At 64.5% G+C, this 17,943-nt stretch carries 15 protein-coding genes and 1 pseudogene; 5 read left to right on the top strand and 11 right to left on the bottom strand.

The features are described 5' to 3' along the window. Nucleotides 1–64 precede the first annotated feature (64 nt). The 6 genes from Q0S16_RS09110 to Q0S16_RS09085 all read right to left on the bottom strand — a co-directional run bounded on the left by Q0S16_RS09110 (nucleotide 65) and on the right by Q0S16_RS09085 (nucleotide 7,758). On the bottom strand, nucleotides 65–985 hold the full coding sequence (locus Q0S16_RS09110) for an MBL fold metallo-hydrolase (RefSeq protein WP_295847273.1): 921 nt from the start codon (nucleotides 983–985) through the stop codon (nucleotides 65–67). A 160-nt stretch (nucleotides 986–1,145) separates the two neighbouring features. Next, nucleotides 1,146–2,363, bottom strand: a complete 1,218-nt coding sequence (locus Q0S16_RS09105) for an acyl-CoA dehydrogenase (RefSeq protein WP_295847272.1) — start codon at nucleotides 2,361–2,363, stop codon at nucleotides 1,146–1,148. A gap of 52 nt (nucleotides 2,364–2,415) precedes the next feature. Further along, nucleotides 2,416–3,507 (bottom strand): 3,4-dihydroxy-2-butanone-4-phosphate synthase, encoded by a 1,092-nt coding sequence (ribB, locus tag Q0S16_RS09100; RefSeq protein WP_295847270.1) that lies wholly within the window; start codon nucleotides 3,505–3,507, stop codon nucleotides 2,416–2,418. 183 nt (nucleotides 3,508–3,690) lie between these two features. Beyond that, nucleotides 3,691–5,421 (bottom strand): cation:proton antiporter, encoded by a 1,731-nt coding sequence (locus tag Q0S16_RS09095; protein ID WP_295847269.1) that lies wholly within the window; start codon nucleotides 5,419–5,421, stop codon nucleotides 3,691–3,693. Between the two features lie 231 nt (nucleotides 5,422–5,652). Next, nucleotides 5,653–6,801 (bottom strand): beta-propeller fold lactonase family protein, encoded by a 1,149-nt coding sequence (locus Q0S16_RS09090; protein WP_295847267.1) that lies wholly within the window; start codon nucleotides 6,799–6,801, stop codon nucleotides 5,653–5,655. Nucleotides 6,802–6,936: 135 nt separating this feature from the next. Next, nucleotides 6,937–7,758, bottom strand: coding sequence for an aldo/keto reductase (locus tag Q0S16_RS09085; protein WP_295847264.1), 822 nt, complete (start codon nucleotides 7,756–7,758; stop codon nucleotides 6,937–6,939). Between the two features lie 105 nt (nucleotides 7,759–7,863). Here Q0S16_RS09085 and Q0S16_RS09080 point away from each other — a divergent pair, with 105 nt between their 5' ends. The 5 genes from Q0S16_RS09080 to Q0S16_RS09060 all read left to right on the top strand — a co-directional run bounded on the left by Q0S16_RS09080 (nucleotide 7,864) and on the right by Q0S16_RS09060 (nucleotide 13,133). Beyond that, the gene (locus Q0S16_RS09080; protein ID WP_295847261.1) at nucleotides 7,864–7,992 is read left to right on the top strand and encodes a hypothetical protein; all 129 of its coding nucleotides are present in this window, start codon (nucleotides 7,864–7,866) and stop codon (nucleotides 7,990–7,992) included. 98 nt (nucleotides 7,993–8,090) lie between these two features. Beyond that, on the top strand, nucleotides 8,091–9,341 hold the full coding sequence (locus Q0S16_RS09075; protein WP_295847259.1) for a sarcosine oxidase subunit beta family protein: 1,251 nt from the start codon (nucleotides 8,091–8,093) through the stop codon (nucleotides 9,339–9,341). A 6-nt stretch (nucleotides 9,342–9,347) separates the two neighbouring features. Beyond that, nucleotides 9,348–9,605: a sarcosine oxidase subunit delta gene (locus tag Q0S16_RS09070; RefSeq protein WP_295847258.1), complete on the top strand. Its 258-nt coding sequence runs from the start codon at nucleotides 9,348–9,350 to the stop codon at nucleotides 9,603–9,605. Then, nucleotides 9,602–12,562 carry a sarcosine oxidase subunit alpha family protein gene (locus Q0S16_RS09065; RefSeq protein WP_295847255.1) on the top strand — a complete coding sequence of 987 codons (2,961 nt, stop codon included), beginning with the start codon at nucleotides 9,602–9,604 and terminating at the stop codon, nucleotides 12,560–12,562. The genes Q0S16_RS09070 and Q0S16_RS09065 overlap by 4 nt, the downstream gene beginning before the upstream one ends. After that, complete coding sequence (locus tag Q0S16_RS09060) at nucleotides 12,555–13,133, top strand: sarcosine oxidase subunit gamma family protein (protein WP_295847251.1); 579 nt, start codon at nucleotides 12,555–12,557, stop codon at nucleotides 13,131–13,133. Before Q0S16_RS09065 ends, Q0S16_RS09060 begins: the two co-directional genes overlap by 8 nt. Nucleotides 13,134–13,179: 46 nt before the next feature. On the opposite strand, the gene Q0S16_RS09055 is transcribed toward Q0S16_RS09060, so the two are convergent. From Q0S16_RS09055 to Q0S16_RS09035, 5 genes and pseudogenes are all read right to left on the bottom strand, one after another. Beyond that, a complete protein-coding gene (locus tag Q0S16_RS09055) occupies nucleotides 13,180–14,115 on the bottom strand; it encodes a glyoxylate/hydroxypyruvate reductase A (protein WP_295847247.1) in 936 nt (311 codons plus the stop codon). A 4-nt stretch (nucleotides 14,116–14,119) separates the two neighbouring features. Continuing rightward, nucleotides 14,120–15,739, bottom strand: coding sequence for an ABC transporter ATP-binding protein (locus Q0S16_RS09050; protein WP_295847244.1), 1,620 nt, complete (start codon nucleotides 15,737–15,739; stop codon nucleotides 14,120–14,122). Then, nucleotides 15,739–16,578, bottom strand: coding sequence for an ABC transporter permease (locus Q0S16_RS09045; RefSeq protein WP_295847242.1), 840 nt, complete (start codon nucleotides 16,576–16,578; stop codon nucleotides 15,739–15,741). Before Q0S16_RS09045 ends, Q0S16_RS09050 begins: the two co-directional genes overlap by 1 nt. Beyond that, complete coding sequence (locus tag Q0S16_RS09040) at nucleotides 16,575–17,546, bottom strand: ABC transporter permease (RefSeq protein WP_295847241.1); 972 nt, start codon at nucleotides 17,544–17,546, stop codon at nucleotides 16,575–16,577. The genes Q0S16_RS09045 and Q0S16_RS09040 overlap by 4 nt, the downstream gene beginning before the upstream one ends. A gap of 184 nt (nucleotides 17,547–17,730) precedes the next feature. Beyond that, nucleotides 17,731–17,943: pseudogene (locus tag Q0S16_RS09035) on the bottom strand (ABC transporter substrate-binding protein); the annotation flags it as partial.

Here is a 17,943-nt window from a genome sequence, read left to right as displayed (position 1 = left end):
AGAAGCAAAGACTGGATTGCCGCGTCGCTTCGCTCCTCGCAATGACGAAGATAGGTCGGAGTATTTAATTAGCCAGCCTGTAGCTGCCCGAAATCACCGGATCGCCGGAGGTTGCCACCACGCCGCGCGCGACGAGATCTTCCAGATGCGCCAGCACCGAATAGCCGGCGGCACCGGTGAGGCGCGGGTCGATGCCGATATAGATCGCGCGCACCAGGGTCGGGATGTCGGCTTCGCCCTTGGCGAGGCGATGCAGGATCGACTGCTCGCGGGCCTGCCGATGCCGGATCAGAAAGCGCACGAATTTTGGCGCGTCGGGAATTTCCGGACCGTGACCGGAGAAGTAAAGATCCTCGGGGCGCGCCGCTAGCCGATGCAGGCTCGCCATGTAGTCGATCATCGAGCCGTCGGGCGGCGCCACGATCGAGGTTGACCAGCCCATCACGTGATCGGCGACGAACAGATATTTCCTCTCCACCCAGGAAAACGCCATGTGGTTGGCGGTGTGGCCAGGAGTCGCCACCGCCCGCAGCGCCCAGCCATCGCCCTCGATCACCTCGCCGTCGGCGACCCGCACGTCCGGCATGAAATCGCGGTCGGCGCCGGATTCCGGCGAATGCTGCTCGCTCTCGAAGCGTGGCCGCGAGGCGCGGTGCGGGCCTTCGGCATAGACGGTGGCACCGGTGGCCGCCTTGATCGCCGCGGTGTTCGGCGAATGGTCGTTATGGGTGTGGGTGACGATGATGTGGGTGACGGTCTCGCCCTTGACCGCATCGAGCAGCGCCTGCGCATGCGCCGCGTTGAGCGGGCCGGGATCGATGATCGCGACGCGGCCTTCGCCGACAATGTAGCTGTTCGTCCCGGTGAAGGTGAAGGGCGACGGGTTGTTGCACAGGATGCGGCGCACGCCCGGCCGGACATGGTCGACGACGCCCGGCTGCAGCGGATAGTCGCGGTTGAACGGGACGTCGTCATTGTCGCTCATGCTTGATCAGTTCCGCGTCACTCGCCATTCCGGGGCGCGAGCGCCGTCAGGCGATCGCAAATCCGGAATCCCGATATGGGAGTATCCGATGGCGCCAGGCCATTGCGGGATTCCGGGTTCGGTCGCGGCTCGCGCCGCTCCCGCCCCGGAATGACGTTTGTTACCCGAACGCCTGAATGCCGGTGATGGCGCGGCCGAGGATCAGCGCATGGACGTCGTGCGTGCCCTCGTAAGTGTTGACCGTCTCGAGGTTCTGGGCGTGGCGCATCACATGGTATTCGATCTGAATGCCATTACCGCCGTGCATGTCGCGGGCCATGCGGGCGATATCCAGCGCCTTACCGCAATTATTGCGCTTCATCACCGAGATCATGTCGGGATGAAAATTGCCTTCATCCATCAGCCGGCCAACGCGCAAGCTGCCCTGCAGGCCGAGCGTGATCTCGGTCAGCATGTCCGCGAGCTTCTTTTGTACCAGCTGGGTGGCGGCGAGCGGACGGTTGAACTGCTTGCGGTCCAGCGTGTACTGCCGCGCGCGCGCCATGCAGTCCTCGGCGGCGCCGAGCACGCCCCAGGAGATGCCGTAACGGGCGCGGTTGAGGCAGCCGAACGGGCCCTTCAGGCCGGAGACATTGGGCAACAGCGCCTCTTCGCCAACCACCACGCCGTCCATCACGATCTCGCCGGTGATCGAGGCGCGCAAGCTCAGCTTGCCGCCGATCTTTGGCGCCGACAGGCCCTTCATACCCTTCTCGAGGATGAAGCCGCGGATCTGGTTGTCATGCGCGGCGGACTTCGCCCACACCACGAACACGTCGGCGATCGGCGCGTTGGAGATCCACATTTTCGAGCCGGTGAGACGGTAGCCGTCGGCCACCTTCTCGGCGCGGGTCTTCATGCCACTGGGATCGGAACCGGCATCGGGCTCGGTGAGGCCAAAGCAGCCGACCCATTCGCCAGTGGCAAGCTTGGGCAGATACTTCTTGCGCTGATTGTCGTCGCCATAGGCGTAGATCGGATACATCACCAATGACGACTGCACCGAGTTCATCGAGCGATAGCCGGAATCGACACGCTCGATCTCGCGCGCCACCAGGCCGTAGGCGACATAGCTGGCATTGGCGCAGCCATAGTCCTCGGGCAGCGTCACGCCGATCAGGCCGAGCTCGCCCATCTCGTTGAAGATTTCGCGGTCGGTATGTTCGTTAAGATACGCATCGGTGACACGCGGCAGCAGCTTGTCCTGGGCGTAAGCGCGCGCGGTGTCGCGGATCATGCGCTCGTCTTCGGTGAGCTGGTCGTCGAGCAGGAACGCGTCGTCCCACTGGAAATTCGCAGCGGCGGCCGGCTTGTCCTTTGCCTTGGTGGCAACGCTCATCAAAATATCCTTTTCAGATCAAATCGCGGGCGCTCTGACGCCGGCGGGCACATTATGACTTTGGCGGATCGCCATCAAGCTGTTCATTGCAGGCGATCTCGATGCCGAAACCGGAAAGCCCCTTGTAGTCATGCGTCGATGACGTCAGATGGCGGATCGAGGTGACGCCGAGATCGCGCAGGATCTGCGCGCCGACGCCGATTTCGCGCCATTGCCGGTTGCGGTCGGCTTCCGCCGATTTCGGAACGTCGAGCGGTTCCACGGGAACACCCGCGGCACCATCGCGCAGATAAACGAGCACACCGCTACCGGCCTTTTCGAAGTGCCGCAGAACGCTCTGCATATTCTTCGGGCCGAAGAAAATGTCCTTGACGATGTTCGGCTTATGGAACCGGGTCAGCACATTCTTGCCGTCCCCAACCGTGCCGTAGACGAAAGCGGCATGGTGGATCGGATCGAACGGCGAGCGATAGGAATAGCCCTGCAGCGGACCGATCGGGCTTTCGGTGATGAAGCTGGAGACGCGCTCGATCAGTTTCTCGCGCGCCTGGCGATAGGCGATCATGTCGGCGATGGTGACGTGCTTGAGCTTGTGCCTGGCCGCGAAATCGACGACCTGCTGCCCCTTCATCACGGTGCCATCGTCGTTCATCAATTCGCTGATGACGCCGACTGGCGCGAGATTGGCGAGCTTGCACAGGTCGACCGCGGCCTCGGTATGGCCGGAGCGCATCAGCACGCCGCCCTCCCGGGCGATCAGCGGGAAGATGTGACCCGGACGCGAAAAGTCGCTGGCGCCGGCATTGGGATTGGCCAGCGCGCGGCAGCACGAGGCGCGCTCGTCGGCGGAGATGCCGGTGCCATTGTCGGGCTTGTAGTCGATCGATACGGTGAAGGCCGTGGTATGGTTGGAATCATTGTTCGTCACCATCGGATCGAGCCGGAAACGGCGTGCGTCGTCGATCGTGATCGGCGCGCAGACGATGCCGGAAGTGTGGCGGATGATGAAGGCCATCTTCTCGGCGGTACAGAACGACGCCGCGACGATCAGGTCGCCCTCGCCCTCGCGGTCGTCATCATCGGTAACCACAACCATCTCGCCAAGGGCAAAGGCTTGCAGGACTTCGGGAATCGGGTCGGCCATGGCGCGCACTCTGTGAACGGGTATGGTCCATATGGCGCAGAGCGGGTGGGGACGCAACCCGCGGTTCCGGATGGGGCCATGCGGGATCGCTGTGCGGAATATGGATGCAGCTCAGGCCCTTTTTCCCTCGCCCACCGGCGAAGCGAAGCTTTGCTGGACGGGCAAGGGGAAGCAGGAAGAACCCTAAGGCAGCACTTCCCTCCGCTCCGCGAGCTGGGCGTCCAGTTCGGCGCGCTTGGCGGGCAGCAGGCCCTGATCGGCGGCGTCGATCACCTCATACAGCGCATGGGCGTCGCTGAGCCTCGTCACCGTGACGTAATCGGCGCCAGCGGCATAAATGTCCGGGACGTCGCTCAGCAGGTCGGCACAGGCAATGATCCGAGCGGTCGGATTGATGGAGCGGACATGGCGAACCAGCCGCTCATTGGTGGCCCCCTTCAGCAGCGAATCCGGCACGCTGAGGATGATGATCTCGGCATGGCCGACGCCGGCATGCACCAGCGTGTCGACATGGCTGATGTCGCCATAGATCACGTGCTGGCCGCGCTCGACCAACGTGCGGAACACCTGGGGGTTGAAGTCGACCACGCTGATCTGCTCGAGCAGCGACTCGTTCTGGCGCTGGATTTCGCTGAGCAGCGCCGACGCCGCGCGGTAAAAGCCGAGAATGACGATGCGGCGGGCGCCGTGGTCACCCGCTTGTCCGGCCTCACCGCCCGCCCCCTGGCCATGGTCGAGATCGCGCAGCCCGATCCGCTTCAGCGGACCTATCAGCCACCGGGTGATCTGGTCGCTGCGCAGCATCGCAAAGGTCGAGAGTACCGCCAGGATCACGAAGGCAAACGAGGTGGCGCTGGAGGTCCGGGTGGTGATGTGGCCAGCCGCGATGCCGGTCTGCAGCACCACTAGCGAAAACTCGCTGATCTGGGCCAGGTTGAGCGCCGGCAGCAGGCTGGCGCGCAGCCCCTGCTTCATCAGATACAGCGGTATGAAGGTGGTGAGGATACGGCTGGCAACGGTGAACAGGGCGATGATCAGCGCCAGCCCGATCACCGACAAATTGGGAACCGGAATCGTCATGCCGACGGCGACGAAAAACAGCGTGATGAAGAAATCGCGCAACGTTGTCACCTTCGCGGTGACATCGAGCGCATAGGGGAAGGTGGACAGCGATACGCCGGCGACCAGCGAGCCCATCTCGCGCGACAGATGCAGCCGCTCGGCGATCTCGCCGATCAAAAAGCACCACGCCAGCGCGCCCAGCAGCACCAATTCCGGCCGCCGCGCGATCTGGTGAAACAGATGCGGCAGAATGTAGCGGCTCAGCATCAGCGCGGTCGCCACCAGCGCGCCGACCCGGGCGATCGACAGCAGGATGACGGTGAGCTGCAGGTCGGCAAGGCTGGGCTGCACCGCCAAAAACAGGATCGCAAAAATATCCTGCAGCACCAGGATGCCGAGCGTGATGCGGCCGGGCAGCGTGTCGAGCTCGCGCTTCTCGTACAACACCTTGACGATCACCACCGTGGAGGACAGCGCGCAGGCGATGCACAGATACAGCGCGTCGAACTTGCCATTGGCCAGCGGCAGGCCGATCGCCATGAAGAACAGCGCGCCCAGCACACAGCCACCGATCAGCTGCCCGCCGGCGGCGAACAGAATGACGCGGCCGGCGCGCACGATCTTCTTGAGGTCGATCTCGAGCCCGATCATGAACAGCATGAAGATCAGGCCAAGCTCGGAGATCGTGCTGATCGATTCCTCGGACTTGACCCAGCCGGCGCCGTACGGCCCGATAAAGAAGCCGGCGACGAGATAGGCAAGGATCAGCGGTTGCTTGAAGAAATGCGCCAGCAGCCCGATGCCCCACGCAAACAGAATACACAGCGTGATATCGCGAATGAGATCGTGCATGCTTTGCCAGTGTCCGGTTCGGGCGGCACTGTAAGGGCGCGGCCAGCCCGGACAAAGCGGAAATTACTGGCGTGGCGCGGACGGCGCCTGCTGGAAGCCGCCAGCTCACCGTCATTGCGAGGAGCCCTTGCGAAGCGGCAATCCACAAGACTCTAGGCACGGAAGAACAGGATTGCTTCGTCGCAACGGCTCCTCGCAATGACGGGATAAAGAGATCCCTTGCCACTACCGCTATGGCAGATTCACGATCTCCACCCAGTTCGGGTTCTTGCCGGTCGGGTACTGCCCCAGCGCGGTCAGCTTGCCGCTCGCTCTGTCGATCGCGTAGCTGGTCAGGCTGTTGGAGAGCTGCCCAACCGCCAGCAGATAGCGGCCGGACGGGTCGATCGCAAAACCGCGCGGCTGCTTTTCGGTCGGGTAAGAGTCGATCGGCGCTAGCGCGCCGGTCGTGGCATCGACGGCGAACGCCGCCAGCGTACTCGACGTCCGCTCCGAGGCGTAGAGGAACTTGCCATCCGGCGTGAGGTGGATGTCCGCCGCCCACGGCTTGCCATCAAAGCCTTTCGGCAAGGCGGAGGCGATCTGGGTTTCCTTCTTCAGCGTGCCGGTGGCTGCATTCCACGGGAACACGTAGATCGCGGCATCGAGCTCGTTCAGCAGATAGACAAACCGGCGATCCGGCGAAAACAGTAGATGGCGCGGACCGCCTTTGGCCTTGACGCTGACGGTCGGCGGATCGTTCGGCGACAGCGTGCCCTTCGCGGCATCGAATTTCTGCTGATAGATGACGTCGCCGCCGAGGCTGGTGTGCAGCACGTAGCGATTGGTGGGATCGAAGATGATGCAATGCGCGTTGGGCTCGGTGGCGATGACCTGCAGCGCCGACGCGAGCACGCCATTCGGCCCGATCGGATGTATCGCGACCTTGTTGCCGCCATACGACGCCCCCAGCAGGAAGCGGCCGGTGCGATCGATCGACAGATAGGCCATCGAATCCGTCAGCGGGCCCGCGCCAATGAACGTCAGCCTTCCGGACTTCGCGTCGATGCCGAAGGCAACCGCCGAATAGGGCTCATTTCGCAGCCCGGCATAGAGCCGGTCCTTTTCCGGGCTGATCACGAGCGGCAGCGATCCGCCGGGCTTGGCCGGTCCCGGCACCGCCACGGTCTCCGACGCAATCATCGCGCCGTCCGGTTTCAGTTCGAGGACAGTGATATCCTGGCTGTCGGCATTGCCGACATAGACGAAGCTGGCGGCATGGGCCGACGACATGAGCACTCCCATTGCTACAATGATGCCGGCCTGGACCGCAGCCGCGCCAAATCGGCCGGCACGAATGATCAGCGAAAGACGCATCGCGGAACGCGAGGAAGCGGGCATCAACATCTCCCTAGGCTTTGCTTTTAGGAAGATGATGGTCGGTCAATTCGGGTTGCGCAAGCGGCACGAGCCCCCCAACCAGCCTGACGGCCGGCCACCCTCCCCACCGCGAAGACGCAGGGGGAGGGGAAAAGCCTAGTCCCAGTCGGGCGCGAAGGCCGCCGGATTGACCAGACGCTGGTCTTTCGGCAGCGCGGCGATCGCGGCCCGGTCCTCATCGTCGAGCGGCACTTTCAATGCGTCGAGATTGGCCTGCTGGCTCTCGGCACGCGACGCCTTCGGAATCGCCGCGACGCCATCCTGGTCGAGCAGCCATTTCAGCGCCACCTGCGCCGCGCTGGCGTGGTGCTTGGCGCCGATCTTCCGCAATACGGCGTTGTCGACCACCTTGCCCTGCGCCAGCGGGCAATAGGCGACCAGCGGGATCGAATGGCTGCGCAGATAGTCCAGCACCTTCGACTGGTCGAGCAGCACATGATACTCGACCTGATTGCAGGCGATCGGCGCGCCGATCTCTTCCACCACCTGCCTCAGCAGCGGCACGGTGAAATTGGCGACGCCGATGGCGCGGGTGCGGCCCTGCTCCTTCAGTTTTACCAGCGTCTCGAACATCGCGGGCAGGTTCATGCCCTTCGACGGCCAGTGCACCAGATAGAGATCGACATAATCGAGCCTGAGCTTCTTCAGGCTGGCATCGAAGGCGCGCCGGATCGCATCCGGCGCCAGGTTCTCGTGCCAGACTTTTGTCGTGAGGTGGATATCGTCGCGCTTGACGCCCGAGGCAGCAATACTGGCGCCGACGCCGTCCTCATTGCCATACATCTCGGCGGTGTCGATGTGGCGATAGCCGAGGCCCAGCGCGCTCTCCACCGCCGCGCGGCAGGCATCACCCTGCAGGCGAAAGGTACCGAGGCCGAGTTTGGGCATGTCGATGCCCTGGGTGTGCAGATGGTCCATAATGATCTCCGGATAATGTCTCGACGAGGGGGACGGCGCGGCGGCCGTTTGATACGCTGCGCAGGCCAAAAGCAACATTCAATTCGGCGGGAGGTTCATCGGACCATGGAAAAAGCGTTACGCGGCTGGCTCGAAGCCCACGGCCTGCTCGCCATCAGCGCCACGGTGCTCGGCATCATCGTCGCCCTGGCCATGATTCTTGTCGTCGGCGGTTTTTGGCTCGCCAGGCCATAGCAGGCATGGCCTGGACGGACTGCTCTATGTGGCCTTGGGCCTAGTCATCGCCGCCGTTTCGGGCAACATTGAGCACCTTGCCGCCGCCGGATCCCCTGATGCGCTATTCGCTGACCTCCCTCATCACACAGACACTGTCCGGCCACCGCGGCTGGGCGCCGCAATGGCGCGATGCCGCGCCAAAAGCCGAATATGACATCGTGATCGTCGGCGGCGGCGGCCATGGCCTGGCGACGGCCTATTACCTCGCCAGGGAATATGGCCTGAAGAATATCGCGGTGCTGGAAAAGAGCTGGATCGGGTCAGGCAATATCGGCCGCAACACCACCATCATCCGCTCCAACTATCTGCTGTCGCCGAACATCTCGCTGTACGAATTGTCGCTGAAATTGTGGGAGGGGCTCGAGCAGGATATTAACTACAACGCCATGGTCAGCCAGCGCGGCGTGCTCAATTTGTTCCATTCCGACGGCCAGCGCGACGCCTATGCAAGGCGCGGCAACATGATGCGGCTGAACGGCGTCGATGCCGAACTGCTCGACCGCGACGGCGTCCGCCAGCTCTATCCATTCCTGAATTTCGACGCCGCCCGGTTCCCGATCCAGGGCGGGCTACTGCAGAAGCGCGGCGGCACCGTGCGCCATGACGCCGTCGCCTGGGGGTTTGCGCGCGCAGCCTCCAGCCGCGGCGTCGACGTGATCCAGAACTGCGAGGTGACCGGCATTGATATCGTCGATGGTAGCGTCAGCGGCGTGACGACGACGCGCGGAAAAATCCGAGCGAAGAAAATCGGCCTCGCCGTTGCCGGGTCCAGTTCGCGGGTCGCCGAGATGGCCGGGCTGCGGCTGCCGATCGAGAGCCATGTGCTGCAGGCCTTCGTGTCCGAGGGGCTGAAGCCGGTGATCCCCGGGGTCATCACCTTCGGCGCCGGGCACTTCTATATCAGCCAGTCCGACAAGGGCGGGCTGGTGTTCGGTGGCGATATCGACGGCTACAACTCCTACGCCCAGCGCGGTAACCTGCCAGTGGCCGAGGATGTCTGCGAGGGCGGCATGGCCTTGATGCCGTCGATCGGCCGGGCGCGGATGCTGCGCAGCTGGGGCGGCCTGGTCGACATGTCGATGGACGGCTCGCCGATCATCGACCGCACCCCGGTCGACGGGCTCTATCTCAATGCTGGCTGGTGCTATGGCGGCTTCAAGGCGACGCCGGGCTCCGGGCTGGTGTTCGCACATCTGCTGGCGACGGATGCGCTGCATCCCGCCGCCGCCGGGCTGCGCTTCGACCGTTTTCGGATCGGCGCCATTCTCGACGAAAAGGGCCAGGGCGCCCAACCCAATTTGCATTGAGCTGATATGCGCATCCCCTGCCCTTTCTGCGGTCTCCGCGACATCACCGAATTCGCCTATCAGGGCGACGCCACGCTGACGCGTCCGGCGCCCGGCGTCGACGGCATGTACGACTATGTCTATCTGCGCGATAACAAGGCCGGCGAGCACAGCGAGCACTGGTACCATTCCGCCGGCTGCCATGCCTGGCTCACCGTGACGCGCAACACGACTACCCACGAAATTCTGGCCGCGGAACTCGCGCATGGCGAGGCGACGTCATGAGCCGCCTTGCCGCCGGCGGGCTGATCGACCGCACACGGAAACAATCGTTCCGCTTCGACGGCAAGGACTACAGCGGCCATGCCGGCGACACGCTGGCCTCGGCGCTGCTCGCCAACGAGGTCATGCTGGTCGGCCGCTCATTCAAATATCATCGCCCGCGCGGCATTTTCTCGGCCGGCCCAGAAGAGCCGAATGCGCTGGTCACGCTGCGCGCCGGCGCGCGCGCCGAACCCAACACCAAGTCCACAACTGTCGAGTTGTTCGACGGGCTGGAAGCCAGCAGCCAGAATTGCTGGCCGTCGCCGAATTTCGACCTGCGCGCCGTGCATCAACTGGCCGGGCCGCTGCTCAATGCCGGCTTCTACTACAAGACATTCATGTGGCCGGCGTCGTTCTGGGAAAAGTACTACGAGCCGGCAATCCGGGCCTCCGCCGGGCTGGGCGCGCTGAGCGGACAGGACGATCCCGACTGTTACGAGAAGTCGCACGCGTTCTGCGACCTGCTGGTGATCGGCGCCGGCCCCGCGGGCCTGGCCAGTGCGCTCGCCGCCGGCCGTGCCGGTGCGCGGGTGATTCTGGCGGAAGAGGATTTTGTACTCGGCGGACGGTTGCTGAGCGAGACGGCGCACATCGACGACGTCACGGCAGCCTCGTGGGCCGCGCTGGCAGAGGCCGAACTGGGCTCGATGCCCAATCTGCGTATCCTGAAACGCACGGCGGTATTCGGCGCCTATGACGGCGAATATGGCGCCATCGAGCGGGTATCGGATCATCTGCCCGTGCCGGCGGAATTCACGCCGCGGCAGCGGTTGTGGAAGATCGTCGCCCGCCAATGCGTGCTCGCCGCGGGTGCGACGGAACGACCGCTGGTGTTTCCCGGCAATGACCGGCCCGGCATTCTGCTCGCCTCGGCGCTGCGGACCTATGCCAACCGTTTTGGCGTCGCCGCCGGACGGCGCGTGGCGATCTTCACGACGTCGGATGACGGCTGGCGCAGCGCCTTCGACCTGCGACAGGCCGGCATCGAGATCGCCGCCGTGATCGATGCGCGCGGCGACGTCTCGTCCGGGGTGCGAAACCTCGCCGGCGACGCCCCGCAATTCTGTGGCGCGCATGTCACCGACACATCCGGCTATCGCCGGCTGAACACGATCAGCATCATCGATAGCAGCGGCAGAACGCGGAGCATCCATGCCGACACACTCGGCGTCAGCGGCGGTTGGACGCCGAACATCGGCATCGCCACCCACCTCGGCAGCAAGGGCAATTGGTCTCAAGCAGCCTCGGCGTTTCTTTGTGACACCACGCCAACAGGCCTGCAGATCGCGGGCGCCGCGTCGGCACGCTGGACGCTGGGCGAAGCGCTGCGCGACGGCGCACGTGCCGGAGCTGAAGCCGCGACGCGCGCGGGATTTGAGCCACAGCCGCCGAAACAGATCGCCGCCAGCGATGAGGCCTACGGCGTCACGCCGACCTGGCTGTTCGCAGGATCGCGCGCCAAGGCCTTTGTCGACCTGCAGAACGACGTCACCGCCGCCGACGTCGCGCTGGCCGCGCAGGAAGGGTTTCGCTCGGTCGAGCAGCTGAAGCGCTACACCACGCTCGGCATGGCCACCGACCAGGGCAAGACCTCGAGCGTCAACGGCCTCGCCATTCTGGCCGGCGCGATTCAGAAGACCATCGCAGAGACCGGCACCACCCGCGTGCGGCCGCCGCACGTGCCGGTAGCGATCGGCGCCTTTGCCGGGCTGCACCGCGGAACACATTTCAAGCCGACCCGGCAGACGGCGAGCCATGTCTATGCCGCCGGCGCCGGCGCCAATTTCGTCGAAGCGGGTCCGTGGATGCGGGCGCAATGGTTCAATGCGCCGGGCGAGAGCGACTGGCTGACCAGCGTGACCCGCGAGGTCAAGGCGGTGCGCTCCAGCGTCGGCATCTGCGACGTCTCGACCCTGGGCAAGATCGCGCTTCTGGGCTCCGATGTCGGCGCGTTTCTCGATCGAATCTACATCAACACCTTCTCGACGCTGGCGGTCGGCAAGACGCGCTACGGCGTGATGCTGCGCGAGGATGGCTTTGTGCTGGATGACGGCACCGTGGCGCGGCTGTCGCCGCTTCACTACGTCATGACCACCACCACGGTGAACGCCGGCCGGGTGATGCAGCATCTGGAATATGGCCATCAGGTGCTGTGGCCGGAGCTCGACGTGCAGATGGTCTCGGTGACCGAGCAATGGGCGCAATATGCCGTCGCCGGTCCGCGCGCGCGTGAATTGCTGCGGGCCCTACTCGGCGACGCCATCGAACTTTCCAACGAGGCGTTTCCCTATATGGGCTGCGCGACATTTAAATGGTTTGGCGAGATTCCGCTGCGGCTGTTCCGCGTCTCGTTCTCCGGCGAATTGGCCTTTGAGATCGCCGCGCCCGCGGGCTATGGCGAGGCGCTGCTGCGCGCGCTGATGGCCGCCGGCGAGGCCTTTGGCGCGACGCTGTACGGCACCGAGGCGCTCAGCGTGATGCGGATCGAGAAGGGCCATGTCGCCGGCTCCGAGCTCAACGGCCAGACCGTGGCGCGCGACCTCGGCCTCGGCGGGATGATGTCACAAAAAAAGGACTATATCGGCCGCGCGATGGCGGCGCGCGAGGCGCTGGTCGATCCGGCGCGCCCGACGCTGGTCGGACTGCGACCGGTGGATCGCGGCCAGCGCCTGCGCAATGGCGCGCTGCTGTTTGCACGCGACGTCACGCCGTCGCCCGACAACCATGCCGGCCACGTCACCTCGACGGCGTTCAGTCCGTCGGCGGGATACTGGATCGGGCTTGGCCTGCTGGCACGCGGGCCGGAGCGGATCGGCGAAATCATCCGCGGCTGGGATCCGATCCGCGGCGCCGATCTGGAGCTCGAAGTGGTGTCGCCAGTGTTCGTCGATTCGGAAGGGGTGCGGCTGCGTGCTTGATCTAAATCACCTCTCCGCCTTCGCGGCTCTCCGCCCGGTCGGCCGCGGCCGTGGCGTGGTCGCGCGCGAACGCAGCGGCCTCGCCATCGCCACCGTGATGGCCCGCAAGGGCCAGACCGCGGCGCTGATGGCCGCTGTAAAAGCGCAGTTCGACATCACCCTGCCATCGGGGCCGCATGGCTCCGGCCATGATTTGCTGTCATTCCTCGGCACCGGGCCAGGCCGCTGGCTGGTCACCCATGATGCGCGCACGCCGCGCTTCATCGACGACCTGTCGATACAGCTCGACGGGCTGGCGTCGGTGGTCGACCAGTCCGACAGCTATGGGGTGCTGCGGCTGTCCGGCCCGGCGTTGCTGGAAGTACTGGCCAAGGGCGTCGCAATCGATCTCGCCGCACCTTCGTTTCCGGCCGGTAGCGTCGCGGTGACTCAGATCGCGCATATCGGCGTGACGCTGTGGAAGGTGGACGAGGTGCCGACCATTCACATCGCGGTGGCGCGCAGCTACGCCGGCAGCTTCCTGCACTGGCTGGAAGCATCGGCAGCAGCGGTCGGGCTCGCGGTGGAGTGACTTGCCCGCCCGGTCTCGCAAGTGCTCCTCACAATGCCGGCTTCGTTCAATACCCGCGACTACGATCCACCGCATCCTTCGGCGGCAGCCCCGCCCGCAGCGCTTCGGCGGTCGCCAGAATGGTCTGGCCGGTGGCGACGAGGCTGACGTCGCTGGCGTCATGCGGTGTCAGCACGATCTTCGGGTGGACCCAGAACGGATGCTCTGGTGGCAGTGGCTCGACATGAAAGACGTCGAGCGCGGCGCCAGCGAGCTGGCCGCTGTCAAGCGCCTCGAGCAGATCCTGCTCGACCAGATGCGGGCCGCGGCCGACCTGGATCAGATAGCCACCGCGACGCAGCTTGCCGAACAATACACCGTTCAGAATGCCTTTCGTCTCCGCCGTCAGCGGCAGCAAATTGACCAGGATTTCAGTGCCGGCCAGCATCGCATCAAGGCCGTCAGCGCCATGAAAACCGGTGATACCGGCAGGTGTTGGTTTGGCGCTCCGGCTCCAGACATTGACCGGAAAACCGAGCATCGCCAGATCGGCTGCGACGCGGGCGCCGATCGCGCCATACCCCAAAATGCCGACAGGGACTTCCTGCATGGTGCGCTGACCGATCCGCTTCCAGACCCGCTCGCGCTGGTTGGCGAAATAGGTCGCAAAATGGCGCTGGTGCCAGATCGCATGAAAGATCACGAAGCCCGCCATCATCTGCGCCTGCGCCGGCTCGACGATGCGCACCACCCGAATGTCCTCGCGCAGGCTCGGACAGTTCAGGATGTTGTCGGCCCCGGCGCCGATCGAACAGGCCACTTCGAGATTGGGGTAGTGGTCAAACGCGTCGGCCGGCGGATGCCAGCCCACCGCCATCCGGATTTCGGCGGGATCACTGCCGTCGAGATGATCGACGAAACTGATGCGGCCCTCGAGGCGCTTGATTTCCGAGGCGAGATATTTGCGGAGGTCAAACCCTCCGCTGAGAAGAACGCACTTCATGGATTCAGGCGGCCCGCGGTGGCGCGCTCTGGCCGGGCACCGCCGCCAGCAGTTCGCGCGTATAGGGATGTTCGGGCGACGCGAACAGCTGCGCCGTCGGTTTCAGTTCGACGATGACGCCGCGCTGCATCACCGCGATGCGGTCGCAGATCTGGGCGGCGACGCGAAGGTCGTGGGTGATGAACAGCATTGACAGGCCAAGCCGCGCCTTGAGGTCTTCGAGCAGCCGCAGCACCTGCGCCTGCACCGAGACGTCGAGTGCCGACACCGCCTCGTCGGCGACAATGATTTCCGGATCGAGCGCGAGCGCCCGCGCAATGCCGATGCGCTGGCGCTGGCCGCCGGAGAATTCATGCGGATAGCGCTCCATCGCGCCGGCGTCGAGGCCGACGAGGCCAAGCAGCTCGCGCGCGCGCTGCATGGCCAGCTTCGGCTCGGTGCCATGCGCGATCGGGCCGTCGCTGATGATATGGCCAACCTTGCGCCGCGGGTTCAGCGAGGCGAACGGATCCTGAAAGATCATCTGGATGCGGTGGCGCTGCTCGCGCAGCGCCTTGCCCGTCAGCTTGGTCAGATCGGAATCGCCGATCCGAACAGTGCCGCGATCGGGTTTGATCAGCTGCATCACCAGCCGCGCCACCGAGGATTTTCCGGAGCCGGATTCACCGACCAGACCCAGCGTCTCTCCCTGCAAAATATCAAAGCTGACTTCATTGGCGGCACGCACCGAGCGATCCGGCTTGAACCAGCCGCCGGAGGTCACATAGGTCTTGTCGAGGCCGACGACCTCGACCGCCTTGGCCCGGCCATCCAGCGGCGCGCGCTGCGGCGGATGCATCGACGGCACCGCGGCGAGCAGCGCCTTGGTGTAGTCGTGCCGCGGCCGCGTCAGAACTTCTGCCGCCGTCCCCTCCTCCACCACCTTGCCGTGACGCAACACCACGACGCGGTCGGCGATATCGGCGACCACGCCAAAGTCATGGGTGATGAACATCACCGCCATGTTGCGGCGGCGCTGCAGGTCGCGGATCAGTTTCAGGATCTGCGCCTGCGTGGTGACGTCGAGCGCGGTGGTCGGCTCATCGGCCACCAGCACGGTCGGCTCCAGCGCCAGCGCCATCGCGATCATCGCGCGCTGACGCTGGCCGCCGGACAATTGGTGCGGATAGGCGCGCACGATGCGCTCGGGATCCGGCAGGCCGACCTCGCGCGCCAGGCTCAGCGCCTTGGCACGGCGCTCCTTCGGCGTCAGCAGATCATGCGCCTCGAACATCTCCATCATCTGCTCGCCGATCCGCATCAGCGGATTGAGTGCGGTCATCGGCTCCTGAAACACCATCGCGATCCGGCGGCCGCGGATATCGCGCCAGCCGTCCTCGTCGAGCTTCAGCAGGTCGCGGCCCTCGAACAGGATCGCCCCGGTTTCGGTCGAGACGGTGTCGGGCAGGAGGCCCATCAGCGCATGCGCGCACATCGACTTGCCGGAGCCGGATTCGCCGACCACGCAGACAATCTCGCCGGGGATCAGGTCGATCGAGATGCCATCGACCGCGTAGGGCCGCTCGGCCCCTTTCGGCAGCGCGATTTTCAGATTTTGGATGGAAATGGCAGGGTTCGCGGTCATCAGCGGCCATCCTTGGCGAGGCGCGGATTGAGAGCGTCGTTGAGACCTTCGCCGACCAGGTTCATGCCAAGCACCGAGATCAGGATCGCGACGCCGGGGAACACGGTGATCCACCACGCCTGCCGGATCACGGTGCGGCCGGCGCCGACCATGTAGCCCCACGACATCAGATTGGGATCGCCAAGGCCGAGGAACGACAGCGAGGATTCCAGCAGGATCGCATTGGCCACCATCAGCGAAGCCAGCACGATCACCGGCGACATCGCATTGGGAAGGATTTCGCGCCAGATGATCCAGGAGTTGCTCTGGCCGGTGACGATCGCGGCCTGGACATATTCGCGTGATCGCAGCGATAGCACCTCGCCGCGCACCAGCCGCGCTACCGGCGGCCAGCTGACGATCGCGATCGAGGTCACAATCGAATAGATCGACGGCTGCAGGATCGCGACCAGCACGATGGCCAGCGCGAAGCTGGGAATGGTCTGGAAGAATTCGGTGAAGCGCATCAAGGCGTCATCGATACGACCGCCGAAATAGCCGGCGATGGCGCCGAGCGGTACGCCCACGATCAGCGCCACCAGCGTCGACACCATGCCGACCAGCAACGATACCCGCGCACCATAGATCAGCCCGGCAAACACGTCGCGGCCAAGCGCGTCGGTGCCGAGCGTCACCGCGGGCGAGGCGAATGGCGGCAGGAACGGCCGCTGCACCATGCGCCAGGGCGAGGTCGGGAACAGGGTCGGGCCGAACACCGCGATGAAGATCGCAACCGTGACGATGACCAGGCCGATCATCCCACCCGGATGCCGCAGCATGGCCTTCCAGAAATTCTTCATGACGTGAACTCAATCCGCGGATCGACCAGCCGATAGACCAGATCGGTGATAAGATTGAAGATCAGCACTATCGCGGAGCAAACCACGAAGACGCCGAGCAGGAGGTTGTAGTCGCGCTGCAGCAGGGCTTCGTACAGCAGCCGGCCAATGCCGGGCCAGGCGAACACCGTCTCGGTCAGCACCGCGCCACCGATCAGCGTGCCGGAATGCACGCCGGCCAGAGTCACTACCGGCAGTAGCGCGTTGCGCAACACGTGGCGGCGCTGAATGACATTGTCGCGCAGCCCCTTGGCACGCGCGGTCTTGACGAAGTCGAGCCGCTTCACCTCGAGCATCGAAGCCCGTGTCATCCGGGCATAGGTCGCCATGAAGAACAGCCCGATGGTCATCGCCGGCATGATCAGATGCGCGCCGATGTCGAGCACGCGGTCGAACCCGGTGTAGTTGCCGCCAATGGTCTCGTAGCCGAAGCTCGGCAGCCAGCCCAGCACCACCGAGAACAGCAGGATCGCCATCAGCGCGACCCAGAAGATCGGCGTCGCGTAGAACAGCAACGCCATCACCGTGATCCCGGTATCCGCCCAGGTGCCGGCGAACCGCGCCGCCAGCGTGCCGAAGGTGATGCCCAGCAAAAGCGAGATCGCGAAGGCCGTCAGCGTCAGCAGCAAAGTCGCCGGCAGCCGCTCGGCGATCAGCGTCGATACCGGCATCTGCTGGCGGAACGAGAAGCCGAGATCGAGCGTAACAACGCCCTTGACGTAGGACAAAAGCTGTTCCGGCAGCGGCTTGTCGAGCGAGAATTTCTCGCGCAACTGCGCCACGAATACCGGATCGCTGGCGCCGGCTTCGCCGGCCATCACCACGGCGGGATCGCCCGGCGCGAGCCGGATCAGGAAAAAATTCATGACGATGATCGCCAGCAGGACGAACACGCCCTTCACCATCCTCTGGGCAATAAATGACAGCATCAGAGGTCCAATATTTTTGTCAGGATTTTAACGGGCCTCTACCCGTCATTGCGAGGAGCGAAGCGACGAAGCAATCCAGACTTGCCGAACTTGCGGCCCCTGGATTGCTTCGTCGCCAAGTGGCTCCACGCAATGACGGGGGAGAGATCCTCGCCCGTCATTGCAGGAAGCCACGCATATCGCCCTACTTGTCGATCCAGGCGTCACGGAAGCCGTCATTGACGCCGATGCCGGTGGTGATCAGGTTCTTGATCTTGCAGTTGGTAATGGTCGGGAACTGCAGCTCCAGCATCCACGCCACCGGAACGTCCTCGACCAGAATTTTCTGCGCCTTCTCGTACAACTCCTTGCGCTTGGAGTCCGGGGTTGCGACCGCACCTTCGGCGAACAGTTTGTC

This window comes from Tardiphaga sp. (genome assembly GCF_025356345.1).
Classification (GTDB): Bacteria; Pseudomonadota; Alphaproteobacteria; order Rhizobiales; family Xanthobacteraceae; genus Tardiphaga.
The sequence above is the reverse complement of the archived record's forward strand: the minus strand, read 5'-3'. Positions and strand labels throughout refer to the sequence as shown.

Bases quoted from the DNA above. Each gene is read 5' to 3' on its own strand.
- Q0S16_RS09110 (WP_295847273.1), bottom strand. From the start codon at position 985: ATGAGCGACAATGACGACGTCCCGTTCAACCGCGACTATCCGCTGCAG.
- Q0S16_RS09090 (WP_295847267.1), bottom strand. From the start codon at position 6,801: ATGCCCGCTTCCTCGCGTTCCGCGATGCGTCTTTCGCTGATCATTCGT.
- ribB (WP_295847270.1), bottom strand. From the start codon at position 3,507: ATGGCCGACCCGATTCCCGAAGTCCTGCAAGCCTTTGCCCTTGGCGAG.
- Q0S16_RS09050 (WP_295847244.1), bottom strand. From the start codon at position 15,739: ATGACCGCGAACCCTGCCATTTCCATCCAAAATCTGAAAATCGCGCTG.
- Q0S16_RS09105 (WP_295847272.1), bottom strand. From the start codon at position 2,363: ATGAGCGTTGCCACCAAGGCAAAGGACAAGCCGGCCGCCGCTGCGAAT.
- Q0S16_RS09045 (WP_295847242.1), bottom strand. From the start codon at position 16,578: ATGAAGAATTTCTGGAAGGCCATGCTGCGGCATCCGGGTGGGATGATC.
- Q0S16_RS09065 (WP_295847255.1), top strand. From the start codon at position 9,602: ATGAGCCGCCTTGCCGCCGGCGGGCTGATCGACCGCACACGGAAACAA.
- Q0S16_RS09080 (WP_295847261.1), top strand. From the start codon at position 7,864: ATGGAAAAAGCGTTACGCGGCTGGCTCGAAGCCCACGGCCTGCTCGCC.
- Q0S16_RS09070 (WP_295847258.1), top strand. From the start codon at position 9,348: ATGCGCATCCCCTGCCCTTTCTGCGGTCTCCGCGACATCACCGAATTC.
- Q0S16_RS09055 (WP_295847247.1), bottom strand. From the start codon at position 14,115: ATGAAGTGCGTTCTTCTCAGCGGAGGGTTTGACCTCCGCAAATATCTC.
- Q0S16_RS09085 (WP_295847264.1), bottom strand. From the start codon at position 7,758: ATGGACCATCTGCACACCCAGGGCATCGACATGCCCAAACTCGGCCTC.
- Q0S16_RS09075 (WP_295847259.1), top strand. From the start codon at position 8,091: ATGCGCTATTCGCTGACCTCCCTCATCACACAGACACTGTCCGGCCAC.
- Q0S16_RS09040 (WP_295847241.1), bottom strand. From the start codon at position 17,546: ATGCTGTCATTTATTGCCCAGAGGATGGTGAAGGGCGTGTTCGTCCTG.
- Q0S16_RS09095 (WP_295847269.1), bottom strand. From the start codon at position 5,421: ATGCACGATCTCATTCGCGATATCACGCTGTGTATTCTGTTTGCGTGG.